At 45.2% G+C, this 19,227-nt stretch carries 12 protein-coding genes; 2 read left to right on the top strand and 10 right to left on the bottom strand.

The genetic code is table 11. The annotated features are described in order from the left end of the window. Positions 1-21: 21 nt before the first annotated feature. From ACX6CI_RS15510 to ACX6CI_RS15485, 6 genes are all read right to left on the bottom strand, one after another. Positions 22-3,132, bottom strand: a complete 3,111-nt coding sequence (locus ACX6CI_RS15510; protein WP_458774555.1) for a PAS domain-containing sensor histidine kinase — start codon at positions 3,130-3,132, stop codon at positions 22-24. Between the two features lie 782 nt (positions 3,133-3,914). After that, positions 3,915-4,844 (bottom strand): ABC transporter permease, encoded by a 930-nt coding sequence (locus ACX6CI_RS15505; RefSeq protein ID WP_458774554.1) that lies wholly within the window; start codon positions 4,842-4,844, stop codon positions 3,915-3,917. A gap of 135 nt (positions 4,845-4,979) precedes the next feature. Next, positions 4,980-6,059, bottom strand: a complete 1,080-nt coding sequence (locus tag ACX6CI_RS15500) for an ABC transporter permease (protein ID WP_458774553.1) — start codon at positions 6,057-6,059, stop codon at positions 4,980-4,982. Between the two features lies 1 nt (position 6,060). After that, positions 6,061-7,581 carry an ABC transporter ATP-binding protein gene (locus ACX6CI_RS15495; RefSeq protein ID WP_458774552.1) on the bottom strand — a complete coding sequence of 507 codons (1,521 nt, stop codon included), beginning with the start codon at positions 7,579-7,581 and terminating at the stop codon, positions 6,061-6,063. A gap of 4 nt (positions 7,582-7,585) precedes the next feature. Next, positions 7,586-8,227, bottom strand: coding sequence for a phosphoribosyltransferase family protein (locus ACX6CI_RS15490; RefSeq protein ID WP_458774551.1), 642 nt, complete (start codon positions 8,225-8,227; stop codon positions 7,586-7,588). Positions 8,228-8,327: 100 nt separating this feature from the next. Next, positions 8,328-9,431, bottom strand: coding sequence for a BMP family ABC transporter substrate-binding protein (locus tag ACX6CI_RS15485; RefSeq protein ID WP_458774550.1), 1,104 nt, complete (start codon positions 9,429-9,431; stop codon positions 8,328-8,330). 213 nt (positions 9,432-9,644) lie between these two features. Here ACX6CI_RS15485 and ACX6CI_RS15480 point away from each other — a divergent pair, with 213 nt between their 5' ends. Further along, on the top strand, positions 9,645-10,979 hold the full coding sequence (locus ACX6CI_RS15480; RefSeq protein ID WP_458774549.1) for a glycerate kinase type-2 family protein: 1,335 nt from the start codon (positions 9,645-9,647) through the stop codon (positions 10,977-10,979). Here ACX6CI_RS15480 and ACX6CI_RS15475 read toward each other — a convergent pair. Continuing rightward, entirely contained in the window at positions 10,963-11,949 is a 987-nt protein-coding gene (locus tag ACX6CI_RS15475; protein WP_458774548.1) for a hypothetical protein, read from the bottom strand. The two genes, ACX6CI_RS15480 and ACX6CI_RS15475, sit on opposite strands and share 17 nt — an antisense overlap. 32 nt (positions 11,950-11,981) lie before the next feature. After that, positions 11,982-13,424, bottom strand: coding sequence for an MBOAT family O-acyltransferase (locus tag ACX6CI_RS15470; protein ID WP_458774547.1), 1,443 nt, complete (start codon positions 13,422-13,424; stop codon positions 11,982-11,984). Positions 13,425-13,501: 77 nt separating this feature from the next. Here ACX6CI_RS15470 and ACX6CI_RS15465 point away from each other — a divergent pair, with 77 nt between their 5' ends. Beyond that, on the top strand, positions 13,502-15,331 hold the full coding sequence (locus ACX6CI_RS15465) for a glycosyl hydrolase family 28-related protein (RefSeq protein WP_458774546.1): 1,830 nt from the start codon (positions 13,502-13,504) through the stop codon (positions 15,329-15,331). A 24-nt stretch (positions 15,332-15,355) separates the two neighbouring features. Here the strand turns inward: ACX6CI_RS15465 and ACX6CI_RS15460 are convergent, their stop codons facing one another. Both ACX6CI_RS15460 and ovoA read right to left on the bottom strand, forming a co-directional pair. Then, positions 15,356-16,501: a hypothetical protein gene (locus ACX6CI_RS15460; RefSeq protein ID WP_458774545.1), complete on the bottom strand. Its 1,146-nt coding sequence runs from the start codon at positions 16,499-16,501 to the stop codon at positions 15,356-15,358. Between the two features lie 466 nt (positions 16,502-16,967). Then, the gene (gene ovoA / locus ACX6CI_RS15455; RefSeq protein WP_458774544.1) at positions 16,968-19,073 is read right to left on the bottom strand and encodes a 5-histidylcysteine sulfoxide synthase; all 2,106 of its coding nucleotides are present in this window, start codon (positions 19,071-19,073) and stop codon (positions 16,968-16,970) included. Between the last annotated feature and the right edge of the window lie 154 nt (positions 19,074-19,227).

Genomic DNA, 19,227 nt, shown 5'->3' with positions numbered 1-19,227 from the left:
CGAGTTTCCATTTTCAATTTTTCACATTGGTATGCTCATGGTAACCTTGCATCCCTTACCGGGTGAAGAAATTATATCCAAGGACCCGCCATAATCGTCAAGCCGCTCCCTGATGCTGAAAAGTCCAAATCCACTACTGGATACATTGTCTATTGTTTCTGGACCTAATTCACACCCAACACCATCGTCAAGAACAATGATAGAGAGTTGCGAACTATTATTTTCAAGTGAAACCGTCACCTTCGTTGCCTGAGAATGTTTTATAACATTGGCAAGGAGCTCACGAACATTGCGAAATAATATAGATTTCAGATCCCTACTCAAAAACAATTCATCATAATTGCCAATCAGTTCAGTATTAATACCATTTTTGCGGCTCACATGATCTTCCAGCCAGTCAGCAATAGCCGTAGTGATTCCCCTTTCATAAAGAAGTGCCGAGCTTAAGTCAAAAACCAACTCTTTAGTGTATTGAATGGATACCAGCAATTGTTCTGAGACTTCTTCCAGTATTCCTTGAAGCTTCTCTTCTGCGGCAAACCTTTGGGCTCTTCCGACCTGGATGTGTAAAAAGGCAAGGGTCTGGCCGACATGGTCATGCAGTTCTACAGCAATTCGGCTTCTTTCTACTTCCTCTGCTATGGTTAATTGAGAGGCCAATGCCTTGAGTCGAGTCTGATATTCCTGAATTTGTTTTTCGGCCTGTTTACGTTTGCTAATGTCAAGCCATGTCGTTATTGCCAGATTTTTCTGGCCGAATTCTATCATGGCGGCACTGCCGAGAAGGTTCTTGATTTTTCCTGACTTAGTCACTAGATCAGCTGAGACATCACGTACGACCCTTTCTCTGAGTAACTGTTCGATACCCTTTTCACGGTCATGATCCTCTCCCCACAGTTTCAGAGTAGTAATGGTATCCTCCTGGAGTTCTTTTCTGGAATAACCACACATTTCTATATAGCTCTCATTAAAGTCCAGTCTCTCACCCGACTTGACATTAATGATAGCCATGGGGAGGGCTTGAGCGTGAAATGCTTTTGAGAAATACTCGTCACTCTTTTTCAGTTCCTCTTCAATTTTCTTTTTTTCGGTGATATCACGATTGACACCAACATATCCAATTGGGTCACCATTCTTATTTTTAACAACTGAAAGCGTCGTCTGAAGAATTATCCTTGCACCGTCTTTTCGAGACTGTACAATTTCACCCTGCCAGGTGCCCTTTTCGGGGATTTGCCTGAAAACTTCTTCACGACTGTCATTATTGTATTCAATAGCAGTCAATTCAGCAAAGACCTCACCCACCACTTCTTCAGTTTTCCATCCGTAGGTTTTTTCAGCTGCCGCATTCCAACTCATGATTCGAAAATCCAGGTCAATAGAGACAACCGCATCCGAAACATTCTCAAGCAGTATTGCCTGATATTCCAATTCTGCTGTACGGTCCCGTACCTGTTTGGCAAGGGATCTGTTCCAGAAAATAAATAGAAAAACTAATGTGGACGCAAATCCTACAACCACAAGGACCCATTTCCAAATATCTGAAGGTTTGAGGCCGTGATCAAATTTGATAGTCGACCACTTATTCACCATAGCTGTCATCTTATCAGGTGGAATCGACTCAATCGCCTTGTCCAAAATATCTCGCAATTCAGGCCAGTCGTTCCTAACCCCCATACTCGCGGAAGAGACGGGTAAAGTGCTTACTTGAGCCGTTGCCTTCAGATTTTTAAATCCAAATTTATTTATCATGGCAGGCGTGGTAAATATACTATCGATAAAGGCATAGGCCTTTCCCAAAGAAACAGCACTGAGAGCGTCTTTACTGTTCTTAACGATCATCAGATTTATTTTCGGATAATCGCGGGCAAGAATATCATGAACAATAAAGCCATCTACAACGGCAACTGTTTTGTTATCCAGTTCTTCAAGGGAGGCAACAAAAGAACTGTTTTCACGGATAAAAATAAACTTCGGAGAAGACATATATGATTTTGTAAAATCGATAATCTTTTCACGTTCTTTGGTAGGCGTAAGAGTTAAGATAAGATCGGGCCCAACATGTTGTATAAGACCATTCAAATCTTCTTTGAAAGACCGGGGAGGTAGAACATAGTGAAATTGAATCCCCGTACGTTTAGAAACCTCATCAATGAGGTCAACGGAGAGACCAGCGGGCCGCTTCTTGTCAAGAAAGATGAAGGGTGGACGGTCCGCTACCCGAACCCTGACGGTATGGTTCTGAGCTATCCAGGCACGTTCCATATCGGAGTAAAGGATGCTCGAGGTTTTCAATTTCGAATCGTTCTTGCCAAACCATTCATCCCAGATCGCCTGTTTCTCAGCCTCAGCTATCGACGCATAGGTTTTATCGATAATTGACATGAGGTGCGGCAGATCTTTTCGTACGACAAATTCTGCGGCCTGCAGCCTTGATTCACCTTTTGGTAAAAAATTACCATGACTCATAACGTTAAGAATCATGTTTTTCTGCACGATGAAGTTGCCCCCTTCTAAGCCATGAACGACCGCATCAGCTTTTCCTGAAGAGACAAGATTAAACATACCCTGAGGATCGACTGCGTGAACGATCTCGGCATCAGGTAAGAGACGTTTTAGCTTGGGTTCAAGTCCATATCCCGGGTGGGAGGCGATGCGTGCATTTTTCAGTGCCTCAATAGAATTTAAATCTGTCCTCTCTTTTCGTGCAAAAATCCCCACATATACGTCGAACATTTTTTTCGAAAACAGCAGCACCTGGCGGCGTTCCTCTGTAGGGAAAAAATCGAGTGAAATTTCGGTTTTCTTTTCTTTAAAATCCGCAAACACGGTTGCAAAAGGTTCCAAGGTGTAATCTGGTTGAAGCCCTGCCTTCTTTAGGACCGCTTCGAGGATATCAACCTGATACCCGGTGAATTCTCCATCTTGCTCGAATTGCAGTGGTGGAAGATTGACCAAAGAGACCCTGACCTTGGGACCATGTTCTGTCAACCAGGCTTTTTCTTCCATGGACAGGGAATAAATCAGATGACTACTTTGCCCAGTCAACGAGGCTTCTTGATCACCATCTTGAGCAAGAGCATTGTTAGAAGGGCTAACCAACACAACAAGTGCAACAACAAGTACTTTCAATACAGATGAAATCGCCAAACGATTCAAGGATAATTCGGGAGTATGAACAAGGTGGGATAAAGCTTTGTTTTTTTTCTTGAAAATACGTGGGATACACTTAAATTGAAATTGATATTCTCGTGAAGTCCACAGGCGTAGGAACTTTAACTGATATGTTATCCAATCCAACGTTATCATTACAATGCCTTATTATATGTAGCAGTTATGTTTTATTAGGGCGTTGCTATAAATATATTTCCTCGATTATGTGTTAGCACACACAGTACCTAGTATAGGTTACTAAATCACGAATTCTTTATTTTTTGAGATAAATGATCGTGCTTCTTAAGCAAACTCAGCCAGGAAACTGCGTGATCTTGATCTATCATCGGTTTCCGAAAGTTTTTTACAAAAACCGGATTGCACTGCTGGAATACAACAGTAGTCTAATAAAACCAATTCATAGCTGAGTTTCATACAGAGGTACGTAAACGATTAATTATGGATTTTCTCAGAAATGGAGTAACTACAGACTGAACCTTACCAAAGATCATCTACCCCAGTGGTGTTGAAGCATAGCTGATTATTTTGTTCACAAGGCAATTTCAGCGACAGAGTTTTGCCGTTTACATTGCCATGTCGAAGGTGCCGGATTTAGGCTTATGCTCCCTCTTGAGCTTCTTCCTGTCTCTTTTTGGAGCATGTTACACCCTAAGTTGCTCCATTGCGCGGAAGTGCATTGGAAGAGGTTACTTTCCTATACAAATGCTGATAAGCGCACTTCCAATACAGTCTCCTGTTATTTAGCCCTCTCTGCTAAAGGGAATTCCCAAGCAGGCTGGTGCTCCACCACCTTTTCCTGAGCGTTTAAGCCGCATGACGATGACCAGAACCCCTATGGTAAGCAGATAGGGTAGCATGAGCAGAATGTAAACTGGAATAACCTCTACTCCTGTTGCCTGGAAGAAAAATTGCAGTGCAGTCAGGCCACCAAAGAGAAGGGCACCCAGTACAGCACGGTACGGTGACCAGAGAGAAAAAATAACCATTGCAATGGCAATCCATCCCTGGCCTGCTGTCATATTTTCTTTCCATCCCGGGGTGTAGGCAAGTGAAAGATAGCACCCACCAAGCCCCGCCATAAGACCTCCAAAGACCGTGCAGCAGTACCGAATTAAAGTAACATTGATGCCAATGGCGTCTGCAGAAACAGCGTCTTCACCCACAGCCCTGATCTTTAGTCCTGTTCTGGTATGAAACAGGATGTAACTTGCTAAGGGAATAATAAAATATGCAAGGTAGACCATAAGGGATTGATTAAAAAAAATCTCTCCCACAAAGGGGATGTCGTTGAGATAGGGAATGGAAACAGCTCGCAAGCGTATACCGACTTCACCGATAATGGGGCGTCCTAAAAAATTGCAGAGCCCACCTCCAAGGATTGCAATGGCAAGACCGCAAAGTGTCTGATTTGCCCTTAGTGTAATACAGAAAAAAGCGTGTAACATGGCGAGGATTGCTCCTGCCAGCATGCCTCCTGCGAGGGCAAGTGTCGGTGGCCCCCCGGCAAGACCAATTGCAGCACCAGTGAGTGCACCCGCTAGCATCATGCCTTCGACACCGAGATTGAGTATGCCGCTTTTTTCAGTAAATATTTCTCCAGTGGCGGCAAAGAGCACCCCGATGGATGATTTGATGGTGATTTGTGAGATAAAGACAATATCGTCGATCATAGCATTAGGCCTTAGAAGACGGCGGGTTAGTATCTTACTCCTGAAAGCCTGTCATAAAAAACAAGAAACTCAAGAATTGAATTTGAAATCGTAAGTTTAGTATTACCACCAAGGTACTTATCCCGTTTATTGGGGTTAGTTTGTCGTTGGGTTATCGGGACCTGTAAATCGCAGTCGATAGCGCAGGATCGCACCACTAAGAAGAAAGCCGAGCAAAAGGGCCCCTTCCAGTACCTGGACAATTGATGCGGGCAGATGCATGTCACTTTGCAGTTGCTCTCCACCAATTATGAGTCCACCAAGGACAATGGCAAATATGGGTACCATTTTGGGGCGAAAGCCAGCAAGGCAGGCAACAATAATTCCATCGTAACCATATCCTACACTCAGTCCTTCCTGGAGACGCAGATGGATTCCTGCAACCTCACTCATACCAGCCAGTCCTGCTAAGGCCCCACTTATGGCCATGACTTTGATAACCTCAATATTTACATTCATATTCGCATATTCGGCAGCTTGAGCGCCCTTGCCTATCACGCGGATGCGAAAACCCCATTTCGAATGTTTAAGCAGGATGTGGAGAGATATGGCAGCTGTTATAGCTATGAGAAGGCCCAGGTGAATACGGGAATCAAAAAAACGGGGTAGGGCAGCTACATCTGGAAACAGAGCAGACCCGGGAAATCCCATCCCACCAGGGTCACGCCAGGGGCCAAAATAGAGGTGCTCCATAATGATTATGGCCACATAATTAAGCAGCAGGGTTGTGAGTATCTCGCTTACCTGAAAATATGTTTTTAAGATGGCGGGGATGAGTGCCCAAACCATACCACCTATGGCACCACAGGCTATGAGACTAGGCAGTACCGTGTATGCTGGCCAGCCGGGGGTGAGATAAAGTGCTGCCCAGGTGGCACCGAGGGCACCGAAGACAAATTGTCCTTCGCAACCGATATTCCACAGCAGCATGGTCGCAGCAATGGCTACTGCAAGGCCAGTCAGCATAAGGGGAATGGCTTTTACAATGACCTCACTGATGCTAAGTGTTGAACCGAAGGCTCCCTTGGCCATGACGAGGTATGCTTCTATGGGATTGGCACCGTAGGTGAGGAAGATTACAGTTCCGACAAAAAGAGCAAGTGTCAGGGATATTATTGTTGTGACCAGAGGCTCCATGGCGATCTTTTCATAGCGCCTCTCAAAAGTAAGTCTCATATCAGCCTCCTGCCCCAGCCATAAGTAAACCTATTCGTCCAACAGATTCAGCGTCCTTTGTCTCAATAATTTCAACAATCCTGCCTGCAAAGATGACTGCAACCCTATCAGAGAGTGACAAGGCCTCTTTAAGATCCCCAGTAAAAAGAAGGACAGCTGACTGTTCCCGTTGGGCAAGGATGGACTGCCAGACTTCTTCGGTGGCTGTTATATCAAGGCCCTGGGTTGGTTGTTCGGCTATAAATAGATCCGGATTTTTGGCGAGTTCCCGGGCAAGGATGAGTTTTTGAAGATTCCCTCCGGATAGCTGCCCAGCAAGGGTTCGGGTGTTATGGGCAACAATACTATACTGTCTAATGGCTGTCCCAATATCTTCTTCCATCTGGCTGTGGTTGAGCCATAGATTATTTGTTCCATGGGAAAGCCGTGTGAGAAGGAAATTTTCAGCAAGATCCATATCTGCGACACTACCAGTATGGTGCCGGTCTTCAGGAACATATGATATCCCCTGGTGTCGCAGGGCCACCCATGCCTGGACGTCATATTCTTGACCGAGAAATTCTAAGGATCCGTGTTGGCATCGCCCCAGCCCATTGATGGCCTTACACAGTGCTGTTTGACCATTTCCCGCTACTCCAATGATGGAGAGTATTTCTCCTCTTTGTACTGTAAATGAGATATCGGTAAATGGAACGCCTGTTGGGGTGGGCGATGCACTTAATTTCGTTACCTTGAGGATGGTTTCTTTTTTTGTAACCTGAGGTTTATCCACCCGTAGAACAACTTCGCGACCGACCATCAGGCGGGCCAGGTCGTGCTTGCTATTGACCCGGTCCGGTGTGGTCTGGGCAATGATTTGTCCCTTCCTGAGGATAGCAATACGGCTTGCGACCATCAGGACCTCTTCAAGCTTGTGAGTGATAAAAATGATACCTCGTCCATCCTGCTGCAGCTTTTTCACCACAGAAAAAAAACGTTCAACATCAGGTTGGGCCAGAACTGCAGTCGGTTCGTCAAAAATGAGCAATTTTGCTGATTGTACCAAAAGTTTGAGGATTTCTGTACGCTGCCTCTCCCCCATGCTAAGATTTCCAACTCGAGCGTCAGGGTCAATATCAAGTCCGTAGCGTTGGCCTAAATCCTTTATTTCATCTACTATTATTTTGTGGGACACCTTTTTCCCGCAGGCATCTGCTGCGAGCAGTATATTTTCAGTGACCGTTAGGCTGTCAATTAACATAAAGCGCTGGTAGACCATCCCTATACCAAGACTTAAAGCCTGGGCAGGCGAGGAAAATCGAACAGGTTTACCATCCACATGGATTTCTCCTTCGTCAGGCTTATAGCGGCCGGCAATAACAGACATAAGGGTGCTTTTGCCTGCCCCGTTTTCTCCTAAAATGGCAAGGACCTCGCCTGGAAACAGTTCGAGGTTAATGTTTTTATTAGCAATGACAGGGCCAAAGCGTTTTTCAACCTGATGGCAGGAAAGAAGAGCGGGGGCTGATTCTTTTTGCGTCATAAATCTATTCCACTACGGGAGCAGGAAGGTTGGCAAGAGAATAAACAGGGGCTGAAAGGATGGGAGCCTTGTCGCCTTCAACGGCCACACAGTACATACCGCTGACCTCTATGGGCCTGGTCTGGTTTTGCCGGGCAACTTCTTCAAGGAGGTCCATGAGACCTAAAAATGTTCCCCCTGTAGAGACAACGTCATCTATTAAGATAACAGACTCTGCCTGGGCCAAAATTCCCATATCACGTTCATAGATCGCAAGGAACTTACTGCCACTTGTAATAGAGTCCGAACCGATCTGGATAACTGGCCTGTTATCTGGCTCCATATGCGGTTTGACACGGTTGTAGGCGACGGCCACAGCGTCAATGTTCAGCTCTTGTGCTGTAACCTGAGTAATTTGTAAAGCCTTTTCTACCACAGTCAGGATAGCAACCTTTGAAAGGTCATTACTGTTTTCTCTAATTTTTTCGGCAAGGAGTATGCCCAGATCCTGGTTGAACCGGGTCTGGCCGACGAGGTTTAGAGAGGCAATTTTGAGTTTTTTCTCTCCTGAGTTAATACGTACGTAGGGCAGTTCTATGTCATAGTCGAGACCGTCGACAGAGAGGTTAAACTTTTCTCCGGACTCCAGACCGTTTAATATATCCATGGCAGTTCAGCTTGATTAGAAGAGATCGTTTGAAAAGGAAATAAGAAGAGCAGGGCGAGTATACCCTCTACCCCGCTCTGATGAGGGACTTTTGGGTGAGTTACTGAGGAATATTACCCTTAACGCCCTTTATAAATACGCGCATGGAAAGAAGATCTCCATCAGTTGCAGAGCTTCCCTCAGGATAGAGGACGCTGCCATCCTGTGCCATGACAGGACCTGCAAAAATCTGATCATCACCATTTTTCAACTTGTCCATTTCAGCCATTACCTTTGTTTGGATATCCTTTGGAACCTTGCTGCCAAACGGACTGAGCTGGATGCCGTCCTTGTCAAATCCACCCCAGTACTGGCGTAGTTTCCAGGTGCCGTCCATAACTGCTTTAACGGTTTCAACATAGTATGGTCCCCAGGTAAAAAGGGAGGATACGAGGGCGCAGTCGGCTCCCGCTGCGGCGGCATCGGTTCCGTAACCAATGGCAGGAACACCTGCTGCACATGCAGCTTTAGAGCTGTCAGGAGTATCGGCCATCTGGCGAATCAGGTCATGTTTACGTGCTGCAAGGGTTTCAGCAAGGGTGGTCTCTTTAATGGGGTCACGCCATGATTTCAGCCAGACAACGGTGTTGAGTTTGTTTATGTCGTACTCAACACCTGCTTCCTCAAGACCTTTAATGAGGCCGATTGTGAAGGCATTGATACCTCGTACAGGCTCAGGAATAGGTTGGGTGGCAACTGTACCAACATTTTTAAAGCCCATGAGACCTGCCATGTACCCGGAGAGGTATTCAGCCTGGTACATGCGGGTGAAATAGTTCCCCATATTAGGACTGGTTTTATAGCCGGAGCAATGTTCAAAACGGATATCCGGGTAATCTTTTGCCACCCTCATGAGTGCGTCCATATGCTCAAAGGTTGTACCGAAAATCAGATCAAAACCTTTTTCTGCATAGTCGCGGAATACACGCTCAGCGTCGGCCGCGCGAACTTTTTCGGTATAGGCAATTTCAATTGTATCACCCATTTTTTCTCGTAAGTATTCGATGCCATCGTAGTGGCCGGTGGTCCAGCCTTGATCATCAATGGTCCAGAGCAGGGCAAAGGCAACTTTAATTTTTTTTTCAGCACTGAATGCTGAATGAGGCGCCAGTAAGCAAAAGGTGGCAAGACCTGCTACGATCAAGCTCAGAACTTTTTTAGTCATGGTTGCTTCTCCTTGGAGTTTGTGTTTACTACGAATTGTTTACTGAATTATATTGATGTGTAGATCACTGCAGTATTCATCTCTATTGAACTATCAGCAAAGTATCCTATTTTAATATGAGGGTCTGTGCAACAATTTACTATTTGAAACATGCGGTTTTTACACTGTGACTTTTGCAGAGCTTAACACTGAGTGAAAAGATAGAGGGAAAGGATGGGGAAAGGGTCAAAGGATAAGAGACGTGATGTAGTGGAGATTTTCCAGGCGGGATTAAGGGCTGTAGCTCCAGGTACTGCGATAAAAAAATATTGCAGACGTGAGGGCGATATCTTTTGGGTTGATGGGACCCGCTACGACCTGAATACTTATCATCGTGTTCTTGTTTTAGGAGCCGGAAAAGCTGGTGCTTCAATGGCTGGAGCCGTTGAAGATCTTCTCCTAGATAAGATAGATGAGGGGCTTATTGTGGTGAAATACGGCCATCTCCAACCACTGCGAAAGATCCAAACAGTGGAGGCGGCCCATCCTGTACCCGATGAAAATGGACGTGAGGGGGCGATGGCTCTCTATAATCTGGCTGAGAGGGCGGATGAAAATACGCTCATCATATGTTTGATTTCCGGTGGTGGTTCAGCCTTGATGCCTTACCCTGTTAACGGGGTGACGCTCGCTGATAAACAGAAGACCACTGAGTTGCTTCTTAGGTGCGGGGCTGATATTCATGAGATTAATACTGTTCGAAAACATCTGTCCCGGATTAAGGGCGGAGGACTTGCAAAGGCGGCCTTTCCTGCGACAATGATCTGCCTGATTCTCTCAGATGTGGTCGGGGATGATCTTGATAGCATTGCATCCGGCCCTTGTGTTGCTGATACAACCAGTTTTTCAGACTGTGTTAGGATTTTTGAAAAATATGGTCTTGAAGAAAAAGTTTCTAAAAATGTACACGATTGTATAGAGCGTGGTGTCCAGGACGTGACCCAGGAAAATTGGGCCTTAGAGAAAAGATTTTTTGAAAAGATTTCAACCACCATCGTTGGTTGTAACTATGGCGCACTTGCAGTATCAAAGAACAAGGCGATGGAGCTTGGTTATAATTCGCTTCTTCTCTCCTCTCAGCTTGAGGGTGAAACCAAAGATGTGGCTGCCTTTCATATGGCACTTGCAAAGGAAATTGCGGAAAATAATGACCCGGTGGCAAGACCTGCCTGTCTGATTTCAGGGGGAGAAACGACTGTAACAATTAAGGGTAGCGGAAAGGGTGGGCGTAATCAGGAGTTTGTTTTAGCCAGTGGTGTTCATCAGAAAAATATGGACAATGTTCTGGTTTTTTCAGCAGGAACTGATGGTACAGATGGCCCCACTGATGCCGCCGGGGCTATTCTGGACAAGGCGACTCAGGAAAAGGCTCATCAGTTAGATTTGTCGCTACAGGACTATCTGGATACAAACGACTCCTACCACTATTTTGAAGCTGTAGGCGACCTATATAAGACCGGTCCCACCAACACCAATGTTATGGATATACGAATTATACTAATCGACTAAAGGCGCGCCGGGGGGGGGGACGCAGTTCTGTAGAAAGGGCGCTGGTATTATTATTTTGAGTAATAGGCAGAAGAAAGGTGCTGGTGAAATAGTCGATGCCCCGGGTGTTAAAGTGCATATGGTCGTAGTAGTAGGTGGGCGATTGCATTTTGGTTGAAAGGTTGAGAAAACTCACATGGCTGTTTTTATGTGCAACTATTTGAAGTTTTTCCGCCACTCGGTCAATCCCCGGGAAATTTTCGATCAGAAGAGGAAGTATGATGTATGTGATTGTAGCGCCCTGTTCCTCTGCCATACCGTTGATGGTATCAACAAATTGACTATACTTTTCAAAGCCGTTTGGATCGTACCTTCCTGCATAATATATTCTGGCCTTATCAATTTTTTCCGAATCAATATGGTGCAGGGTACCTTCTGTGAGACCAGCTCCTGCATAGCGGGAAATTTCCGCCCAGTCATTGACCGCAATCTTTTGTAGATATGCAAGAATGGTCTTTAGTGGATATTTATCTACGAGTAATTGCCAGAAGATTGCCAACTCAAAGGGCTCATCTCTAAGGAAAAAGTTGTTCCTGTCGTTATTGATTGGGCTATAGAACACCCATGGATCAACGAGATAAAAGATCTGATCCACACTGTTGCCACGGTGAAAAAAATGGGAGAGGTGGAGCTTTGCAGGCATAAGACCTCCTCCACCGCCCTTTGATAGATTGACGACTTTTTTGTTCAATAGTTCTTCGACACGTTGATGGTTGGTATCTCTTGAAAATACACGCCCCCTTGAGGTACCAAGAAGGGCCACATCGTAGTGCTGGTTTTCGCCAGTAACCAATAAATTTGATTCACTTTCTGCAATGTCTAAATGTGTATTGCGATTTTCTCCGGAAAAATAGAGGAGCAGTGCCAACAGGATGATGCTGTTTATAAGGGCAAATGCCATTGACTTGAGTATGAACCGTTGTATCTGCATGTTTGTTATTTCACCCTGTATCAGATGAACGATTAAAATTGAAAATAGATAAATTCCTGCTGAACCCCGAAAACTCCCGCAATAATAACCGACCAAAATAAAACGAGATATATCGGCCATCTGACCATGAGTGGTAGCTCTGCTGCTGTCGTATGAACTGAAAACTTTCGTTCAGTCATATCCACAACCAGGAGGATTATGAGAAGAACAATGGCACGCATAAAAGCAGGAGCACCTATCACACTAATTCCAGGATCGTTTGGGGTAATTAGAAACATTTTCCCAATGATGGTGGACGCATCTGAAATAGTGTTTGCCCTAAAGAAAATCCAGGCAAAGCAGACCATTGACATGGTAATGGCGGACTGAATGAGACGATTGGAAAAGCTCTTTTTACGGGGAGATACAGCACCAGCTATACGGGCTTGGAAGGAGTTGGTTATATTTTCCAAAACGATATACATGCCATGCAAGGCGCCCCAGACAACAAAGGTCCAGTTTGCTCCGTGCCACAGCCCGCTGAGAAGAAAGGTCACCATGAGATTATAGTACCAGCGCCATTTGAGCTGTCTGGAACCACCCAGGGGAATATACACATAATCTCTAAACCAGGTGGAAAGAGAGATATGCCAGCGTTGCCAAAACTCGCGGACTGACTTTGCAAAATAGGGCTGTCTGAAATTTTCCATAAGATCAAAACCCATAACCTTAGCCGCTCCTCGGGCCATATCGGTATATCCGGAAAAATCACAATAGATCTGGATTGCAAAAAAGAAGGTGGCAATAAGCAGGGGAAAGCCCTGATAGTCATCAACATGATTGTACACACGGTTTACATAGAGTGCGAACTGGTCCGCAATTACAACTTTTTTAAACAGTCCCCAGAGCATGAGGCGTAAGCCTTCTGTTACCCGGGCGTATTCAAAGGTGCAACGTTTTCTGAATTGGGGGAGGAGATGTTTGGTCCGTTCGATGGGACCCGCAACCAGTTGGGGCCAGAAGGAAACGTAGAGGGCGTAGATGCCCAGGTGTCGTTCGGCTGGTATACGCCCCTTATACACATCTATGGTGTAGCTGAGAGTTTGGAAGGTGTAAAAAGATATGCCCACCGGTAACAGGACCTGAAAGAGTGGGGCCTCGTAGTAGATATTAATACCCCGTAGTGTCTCTGTAACCGATGTGCTTAAAAAATTGAAATACTTGTAGAAAAAAAGTATGCCTAGGTTACAGGTGAGGCTGAGGTATAGATATTTTTTACGTCTCTTCTGGTCCGAGTGGGTCGACATTCTTCGGGCAGCAAAATAATCAACCAATGTGGAACAGACGATTAAAATCAGATATTCAGCCTTCCAGCACATGTAGAAGTAGTAGCTTGAGGCCAGTAGCAGCACCCAGCGAAAACGATGTGGAAGTATGAAGTATACTGAGACCACAACCAGAAAAAATAGAGAGAACTGCAGAGAATTAAATAACATTGTATGGGATCTTGGGTGCGATCTTTTTGGGGTATAGTAAAATTACACAACTATAACATTATGATTTTATATACGATATGAAAAATATTACTATTCAAATCTCTGTAGAGTTACAAGCTGCCCGGGCAGGTTTTCTGGGCCTGCGCCACCCACTGCTCCTGTTAGTTTTGGTTGTTTTGAACATGTGTCCTACTCTTACTGTAGGGCAGGGAGTTGGAGCTTTGGAAACATCAGCTGATCCTGTGGAGCAAGGGTGGATTCCTGAAGTGCTTTCACAGAACAAGGCTGGCTCCACAATTCCCCTGCCTGATTTTTCAAGAGCCGGCTATGGAATGGGGGAGCGTGCAACCCCATTATCAACAGGGCCTGTATATATAGTAACTGAGCCACCCTTTGGCGCAGTGCCAGATGATGGCAGGGATGACACCTTAGCTATTCAGTCGGCAATTGACAGTGCGGAACGTAATGGGGGAGGTGTGGTGTACCTACCATCCGGGCATTATGAAATCCGTAAGGACCCAAGTCTACCCGTACTGAAGATTCGGAGCAGTAATATTATTATTCGTGGTGCAGGAGCAGGTGAGAAAGGGACGATTCTTAATCTTTGTTCAGCGGCACCGGCCGAAAATGTACGTCGCCTTGCAACAGTGCCTGCAGATAGTGCAGCACGAAGTGGTGCGCTTATCAGTATTCGAGGCAATGAAGAGCACGTAGTTATAACTGATATTGTGCAAACTGTTAAACGTGGTGAAGATGTAATCCATGTGGCGGATAGTTCAGCTCTTTTTTCAGGTCAGATTGTTGTTGTATCGATGAAAGATCCGCTTATCGATACGGCGTCGCCATCTCCTGATAAAGTTGCTATTGCAGCTCAGTTAACAAGACCTTACAATCTTTTGGCGCAGCAGCACGATACTTTCGGAAAGGCTGCACAGAATTATACCTGGCTGGTCCAAGTCGCAGAGATAAAAGATTCCCATACCATTCGTTTAGCTAAGACAGCTCGCTTTGATCATCTTCTGAGTTATTCACCACACATTTTACAGTTTAATGGTGTGCAGGAGGTGGGGATTGAAAACATTCGGCTTGAAAGCATGTGGCCGGGGGGGTATCAGCATCATAAGCCTTTTATAGATAACGATGGTACAGTTGTTCGCTCTGCCAAGGAACAGGACTATCTATGGAATGGTATTTGGGTGAGTCATGCTGTAAATGTTTGGGCAAAAAATGTAACTTTTCACAATCTGACCCAGGGAATTATCACTAGTTTTGTAGGAGATAGCACCTTTGATGATCTGACTTTTATAGGCAAGCCTGGCCATGCAGGAGTCACTCTGGGGCGAAGCAATGATCTGCTTGTTTCCGGGGCCAAATTTTATGCTCCTCTTGTTCATCCTGTGACTCTTACAATGATGTCCTCGGGTAATGTTATTACCGATTCTGAGACGTATTATAAAGGGAGGGATGAGTATGCGGGTACTGACACGGTGATAGATTTTCATGGACTCTTTCCATTTGAAAATCTTTTTGAAAACCTGCGTGGTTTTTATGTCTGTCCAGGTGGGGATTTGTCGGTACTCCCACATGCAGGTGTGCGGAATGTCTTTTGGAATATTGTCGCTCCTCAGTCAATGAGCTGTTATACGGATGAGGCTGATAGCGAGTTTTTCAGGACGTATGCTACAGCAACAACCTCAACCAACAGCAGAAAGACGATGTACGAGCATCTGCCCCAGGCATTTTTCATTGGCATCAGAAGGGAGGGTGGGCGTTCTTTGACCGTAGGCAATAGTAGTGAAGATAAACAGACGAAGTGGCATGTTATAGAAGGTCTGGGGAAAAAAGATATTGGTGTTGTCTCTTTGTATGAGCTGCAACGTAAGAGTAGAGAAGCTGCCACTGAGTGAATTTTATGGGGAAGAAGAGGGTGGTTAAGAATCAATAAACTCAGCAGGTTTTGGGGTTACGGAAAAGCTGTCTGAATTAAGGCTTACACTCTGACGTATCTGTTCAAGGCCTCTTTTTGAACGGGAGTTCCTACCAAAGAGATCTTTGATTTTTCTCAATGGATCTTTTGGATTCCACAGGTTTAATTTAAGCAGAAAGCCGAGGAGTATGTTTTCTTTATTGTCCTGATACCTGGTTTCTTGAATATACAAATCAATACCTTGTATGGAGTAGCCTGCGTACAAGGTTTGTGAGGAATCCTGATATTTATAGGATGTGTTTATGAGACCAAAGGCGGCTTTGTGTTCAAAACCGGCCATGAGGGACAGACTTTCATTTACCTCACCTGTATAGTTATACACTTCATTCTGGACACCATATTCGTATCCTAGCCCCAGGTTGGTTTTCAGGCCCCTGAGAAAGCCAGTACCAAGGCTTTCGTAGCCGAAGGCAACCTTGGCGTCTATTTCATGGATCATTATGTCCCCATAACCTCCAACTATGTTGGCGCTGGGAAGGTTTGTTCCTGGTTGAGATTGATACACCTGCCTTGAGAATTCATCTCCAGGTATTGTACTGAAACTATAGTTCAACGATGTTTCCCTAAGAAATCTATCGGAATATCTGGTGTAACTCACCGCAAAACTGTTTTCATAGAGCCGATCATCAATAGTACCAAGAGTTGCAAGTGTATGATCCTGGTTAGCTCCTAGTAAGCGATACGTGAAAAACAGGTCGCCATCAATGGCCTCAACAAAATGACCGACACTGGTTATAAATTTTATCCTGCTTGAACTGTCAATCTTGGCGGAGAGATAGCTAAATCCACGATAACCGAAGTCAGATGGGGAAAAGAGCTGACCATACTCCATGTTCATATTCCCCTGTCTCGTTGTACCCGAATCACCAAGGGCGGTTTTACTGATTTGTCCTTTGAACTTTGTGAGGTAGCTGGATGTTTTCTTAGAATAGTTAAAACGGGCAGGATCGTAGGATACGTTTTCCTGTGGACCATAGCTGTCCTGGAACCGGGATGTATCGGCGACCGCAGCACAGGGTAAAAGGCATAACAATATCGTTATTGCAAGGAACAAAACGTAATTATTGTAATTGGTTCTAGTCTTTTTCATGATATATAGGTTTGTTACTACTCTACCCTTTGAGTATGCGTTTACCTATGGAGCTGGTACCACTCCTTATCCCTTAAGCACATTGTTGTTGGGAATGGGGTGCGGTCCTAACAATAGAGCAGCAAGGAGTATGCCACATGGTAGTGACTTGTGAGAATTAGTAGAGACGTGGGAAGGGTAACAGAGAGTGTCTACAGGATGAGACAATAGAGTGATGGTTGCTGATAATTACAGTGCAAAGTCTACCCGTGTAAATACCTGGGATATAGGAACTTACACGGGTTGTTAGTACCTTACTCCTGAAAGCCCGTCGTAAAAAACAGGTCGCCTGGACTCTGAGAAAACTGGAGAATCTTTTAACATTGCGAACTTCAAATTACCTCTAGATAAGTGAACGTAGTGAGACCTTCGAGGTAGTTATCCCGTTTATCGGAGTTAGAGTGAAAAAATCAGAAGCCGTAAAGGCTTAAAGTTTTTGCCAGACAGTCACCTGACTGATCGAGTGCTGAAATTTTCTGGCTGTTTCACGGGTTATAAATTCTAAATTTATGGGATCGTGAACCATCTTAAAATGTTGGTTTAATGTATTCCGTATACCATCGAGACTGGCAAATGGTTCTCCGTCTTTACGGAATCCGCCGACCCAGTTCTGTTTCGCCGTAAATTCCTCAAGCCAGGTGTAGGGAGAGGTGAGGACGAGGTATCCATCCCTATTGATTCGTTTATGGATGTTTTCCAGAAATACACCGGGCTTTGACAGTCTATCAAGAATATTGGCTGCCAAGATAAGGTCATAATCTTTAAACTGGGGCTTTAAGTTCTGGGCATCGGCTTGGTAAAATTCGATCTTAGGGGCAGTCTCCATAAGCTCATAGTCTTTGAGCTTACGTTCATGGTAGGAAACAATCTCTCCTTCTTCCTGCAACTCATATCGGATATAACCCTTTTCCTGCATCTGATGTGCTATGCGAATAAACCGTGCCGAAAAGTCCAGTCCGTTTACAAAGTCAAATTCCTTGGCCAGCTCAAAGCTGGCCCTACCTACAGAACATCCAAGGTCCAGAGCTCTTGACTTGGGCTTGCCGGCCATGAGATCAAGGCAAATCGAGGCACATTTTTCAGGGAAGTTATCTACCCCGAAGTAACGTTGACCGTAATGTGCTTCACAATACTGGGAGACCGCAGCATCGCTTTCATACATCGTTTCATTGATTGCAAGGGGTTGTTTGGATTCCACATATCGAAATCCCGCATGTTGGAAAAAATGTCTGCGAAAGGCGTAGCGGCTGTCACGTGTGGCCTCATTACCTGTGGAAATCCAGGAGCCACCTTTAATGAGGTTATGCTGGGTGTCAAAGGTTGGGGTGGAGAAATCGTCATACCATGGGTGGACCTCAAACCCTTCAAAACCGGAGATGGGGGTTTCTGTCCACTGCCAGACGTTGCCGATAAGGTCGTAGAACTTGTCAAATTCAAAAGTATTAACAGGGCAGGGAGAGCAGTAGTGCTCAAGATTAATATTGCCGGGAGCCTTCTCCCAGTAGGGTTGATCCGGGATGTTGTGTAGATCATGCAATCTGTACCACTCTGCTTCAGAGGGTAGTCGTATCGCTCTGTTCTTCTTTTTGGCAAGCCAGTTACAAAAAGCCTTGGCTTCGAGATAGTTTGTTTCAACCGGCCAGCTCCACGGCATCTCTATTTCCGATGAAACAGTTCGCAGGAGGTATTTTCCTGAATTCTCAATCCAGAATATAGGGTGGGTAGCCTCAGTGTACGTGCGCCACTGCCATCCTTCGGTGGTCCAATACTCCTCCGTTGTATAGCCGTTGTCTTCCATAAATTCGAGGAATTCCTTATTGGATACCAAATGTTTGGCCGCCTTAAAGTCGTGAACATCCGACTCAAATACCCCGTACTCGTTATCCCAGCCATAGAGTGGATGGGATGTATCTTTGCCTAGTTGAACGGTGCCCCCGGCAACAGATAGAAGTGTATTTTCAGGAGCGTCTCCTGAGTCAGGACAGTCGGTCCACCCGTCAAGGGGTTGAACGAGATTTATGGGCAGGCGCCGAATAATAACTGATGAAGTCTCAAGGTGGATTCTCTGATGCTCAATACCCATCATTATAATCCAAAATGGGCTATGCCATGATATGGGCATGGTAAGAGGCAGGTCTTGTATTACCTGTGTCACAAAATCACGAACCTGTCTACGATAATTACGTACTTCATCAACGGTTGGCCAGGAGTAATTCTGTTCATTGAGGTCGTCCCAGGACATTTCGTCCACCCCGATGGCAAACATCGATTCATATTCAGGGTTGATCCGAGTTTCTGAGAGTTTTGCAATGTTCAGCTTATTTATGTAAAAGCTTGCCGTATGGCCGTAATAGAAGATGAGCGGGTGGCGCAGAGGTTCTGAACGCACGTAGAATCCTTGGTCGTCCGTGAGGTGATCGTAGAGACGGCTGTCTATGTCGAAGGTTTGAAGGAAGTATTCGAGAATTTCTTTTCGTTTTTGCTCAGCTGAACCACTGTTTAAGATTGTTGTACGACTTTTCAATAGATCCATGTTTACCCCAATGGGAGATGTTGGCGAATGTCAGATAAGTAATGAATTGAAATTATAGGTGTTGTCTGTTTTCTGTCAACAGGTTCTTTTTGATAGGAAGTGGGGCGTGCAGACATGATTGGTCGGGGGGGGCGGTAGACCCAGTAGGTATGCT

Source organism: Desulforhopalus glucosivorans, assembly GCF_054397165.1.
Note: the sequence above shows the minus strand (reverse complement) of the source record. Positions and strands in the feature narration are given on the sequence as shown.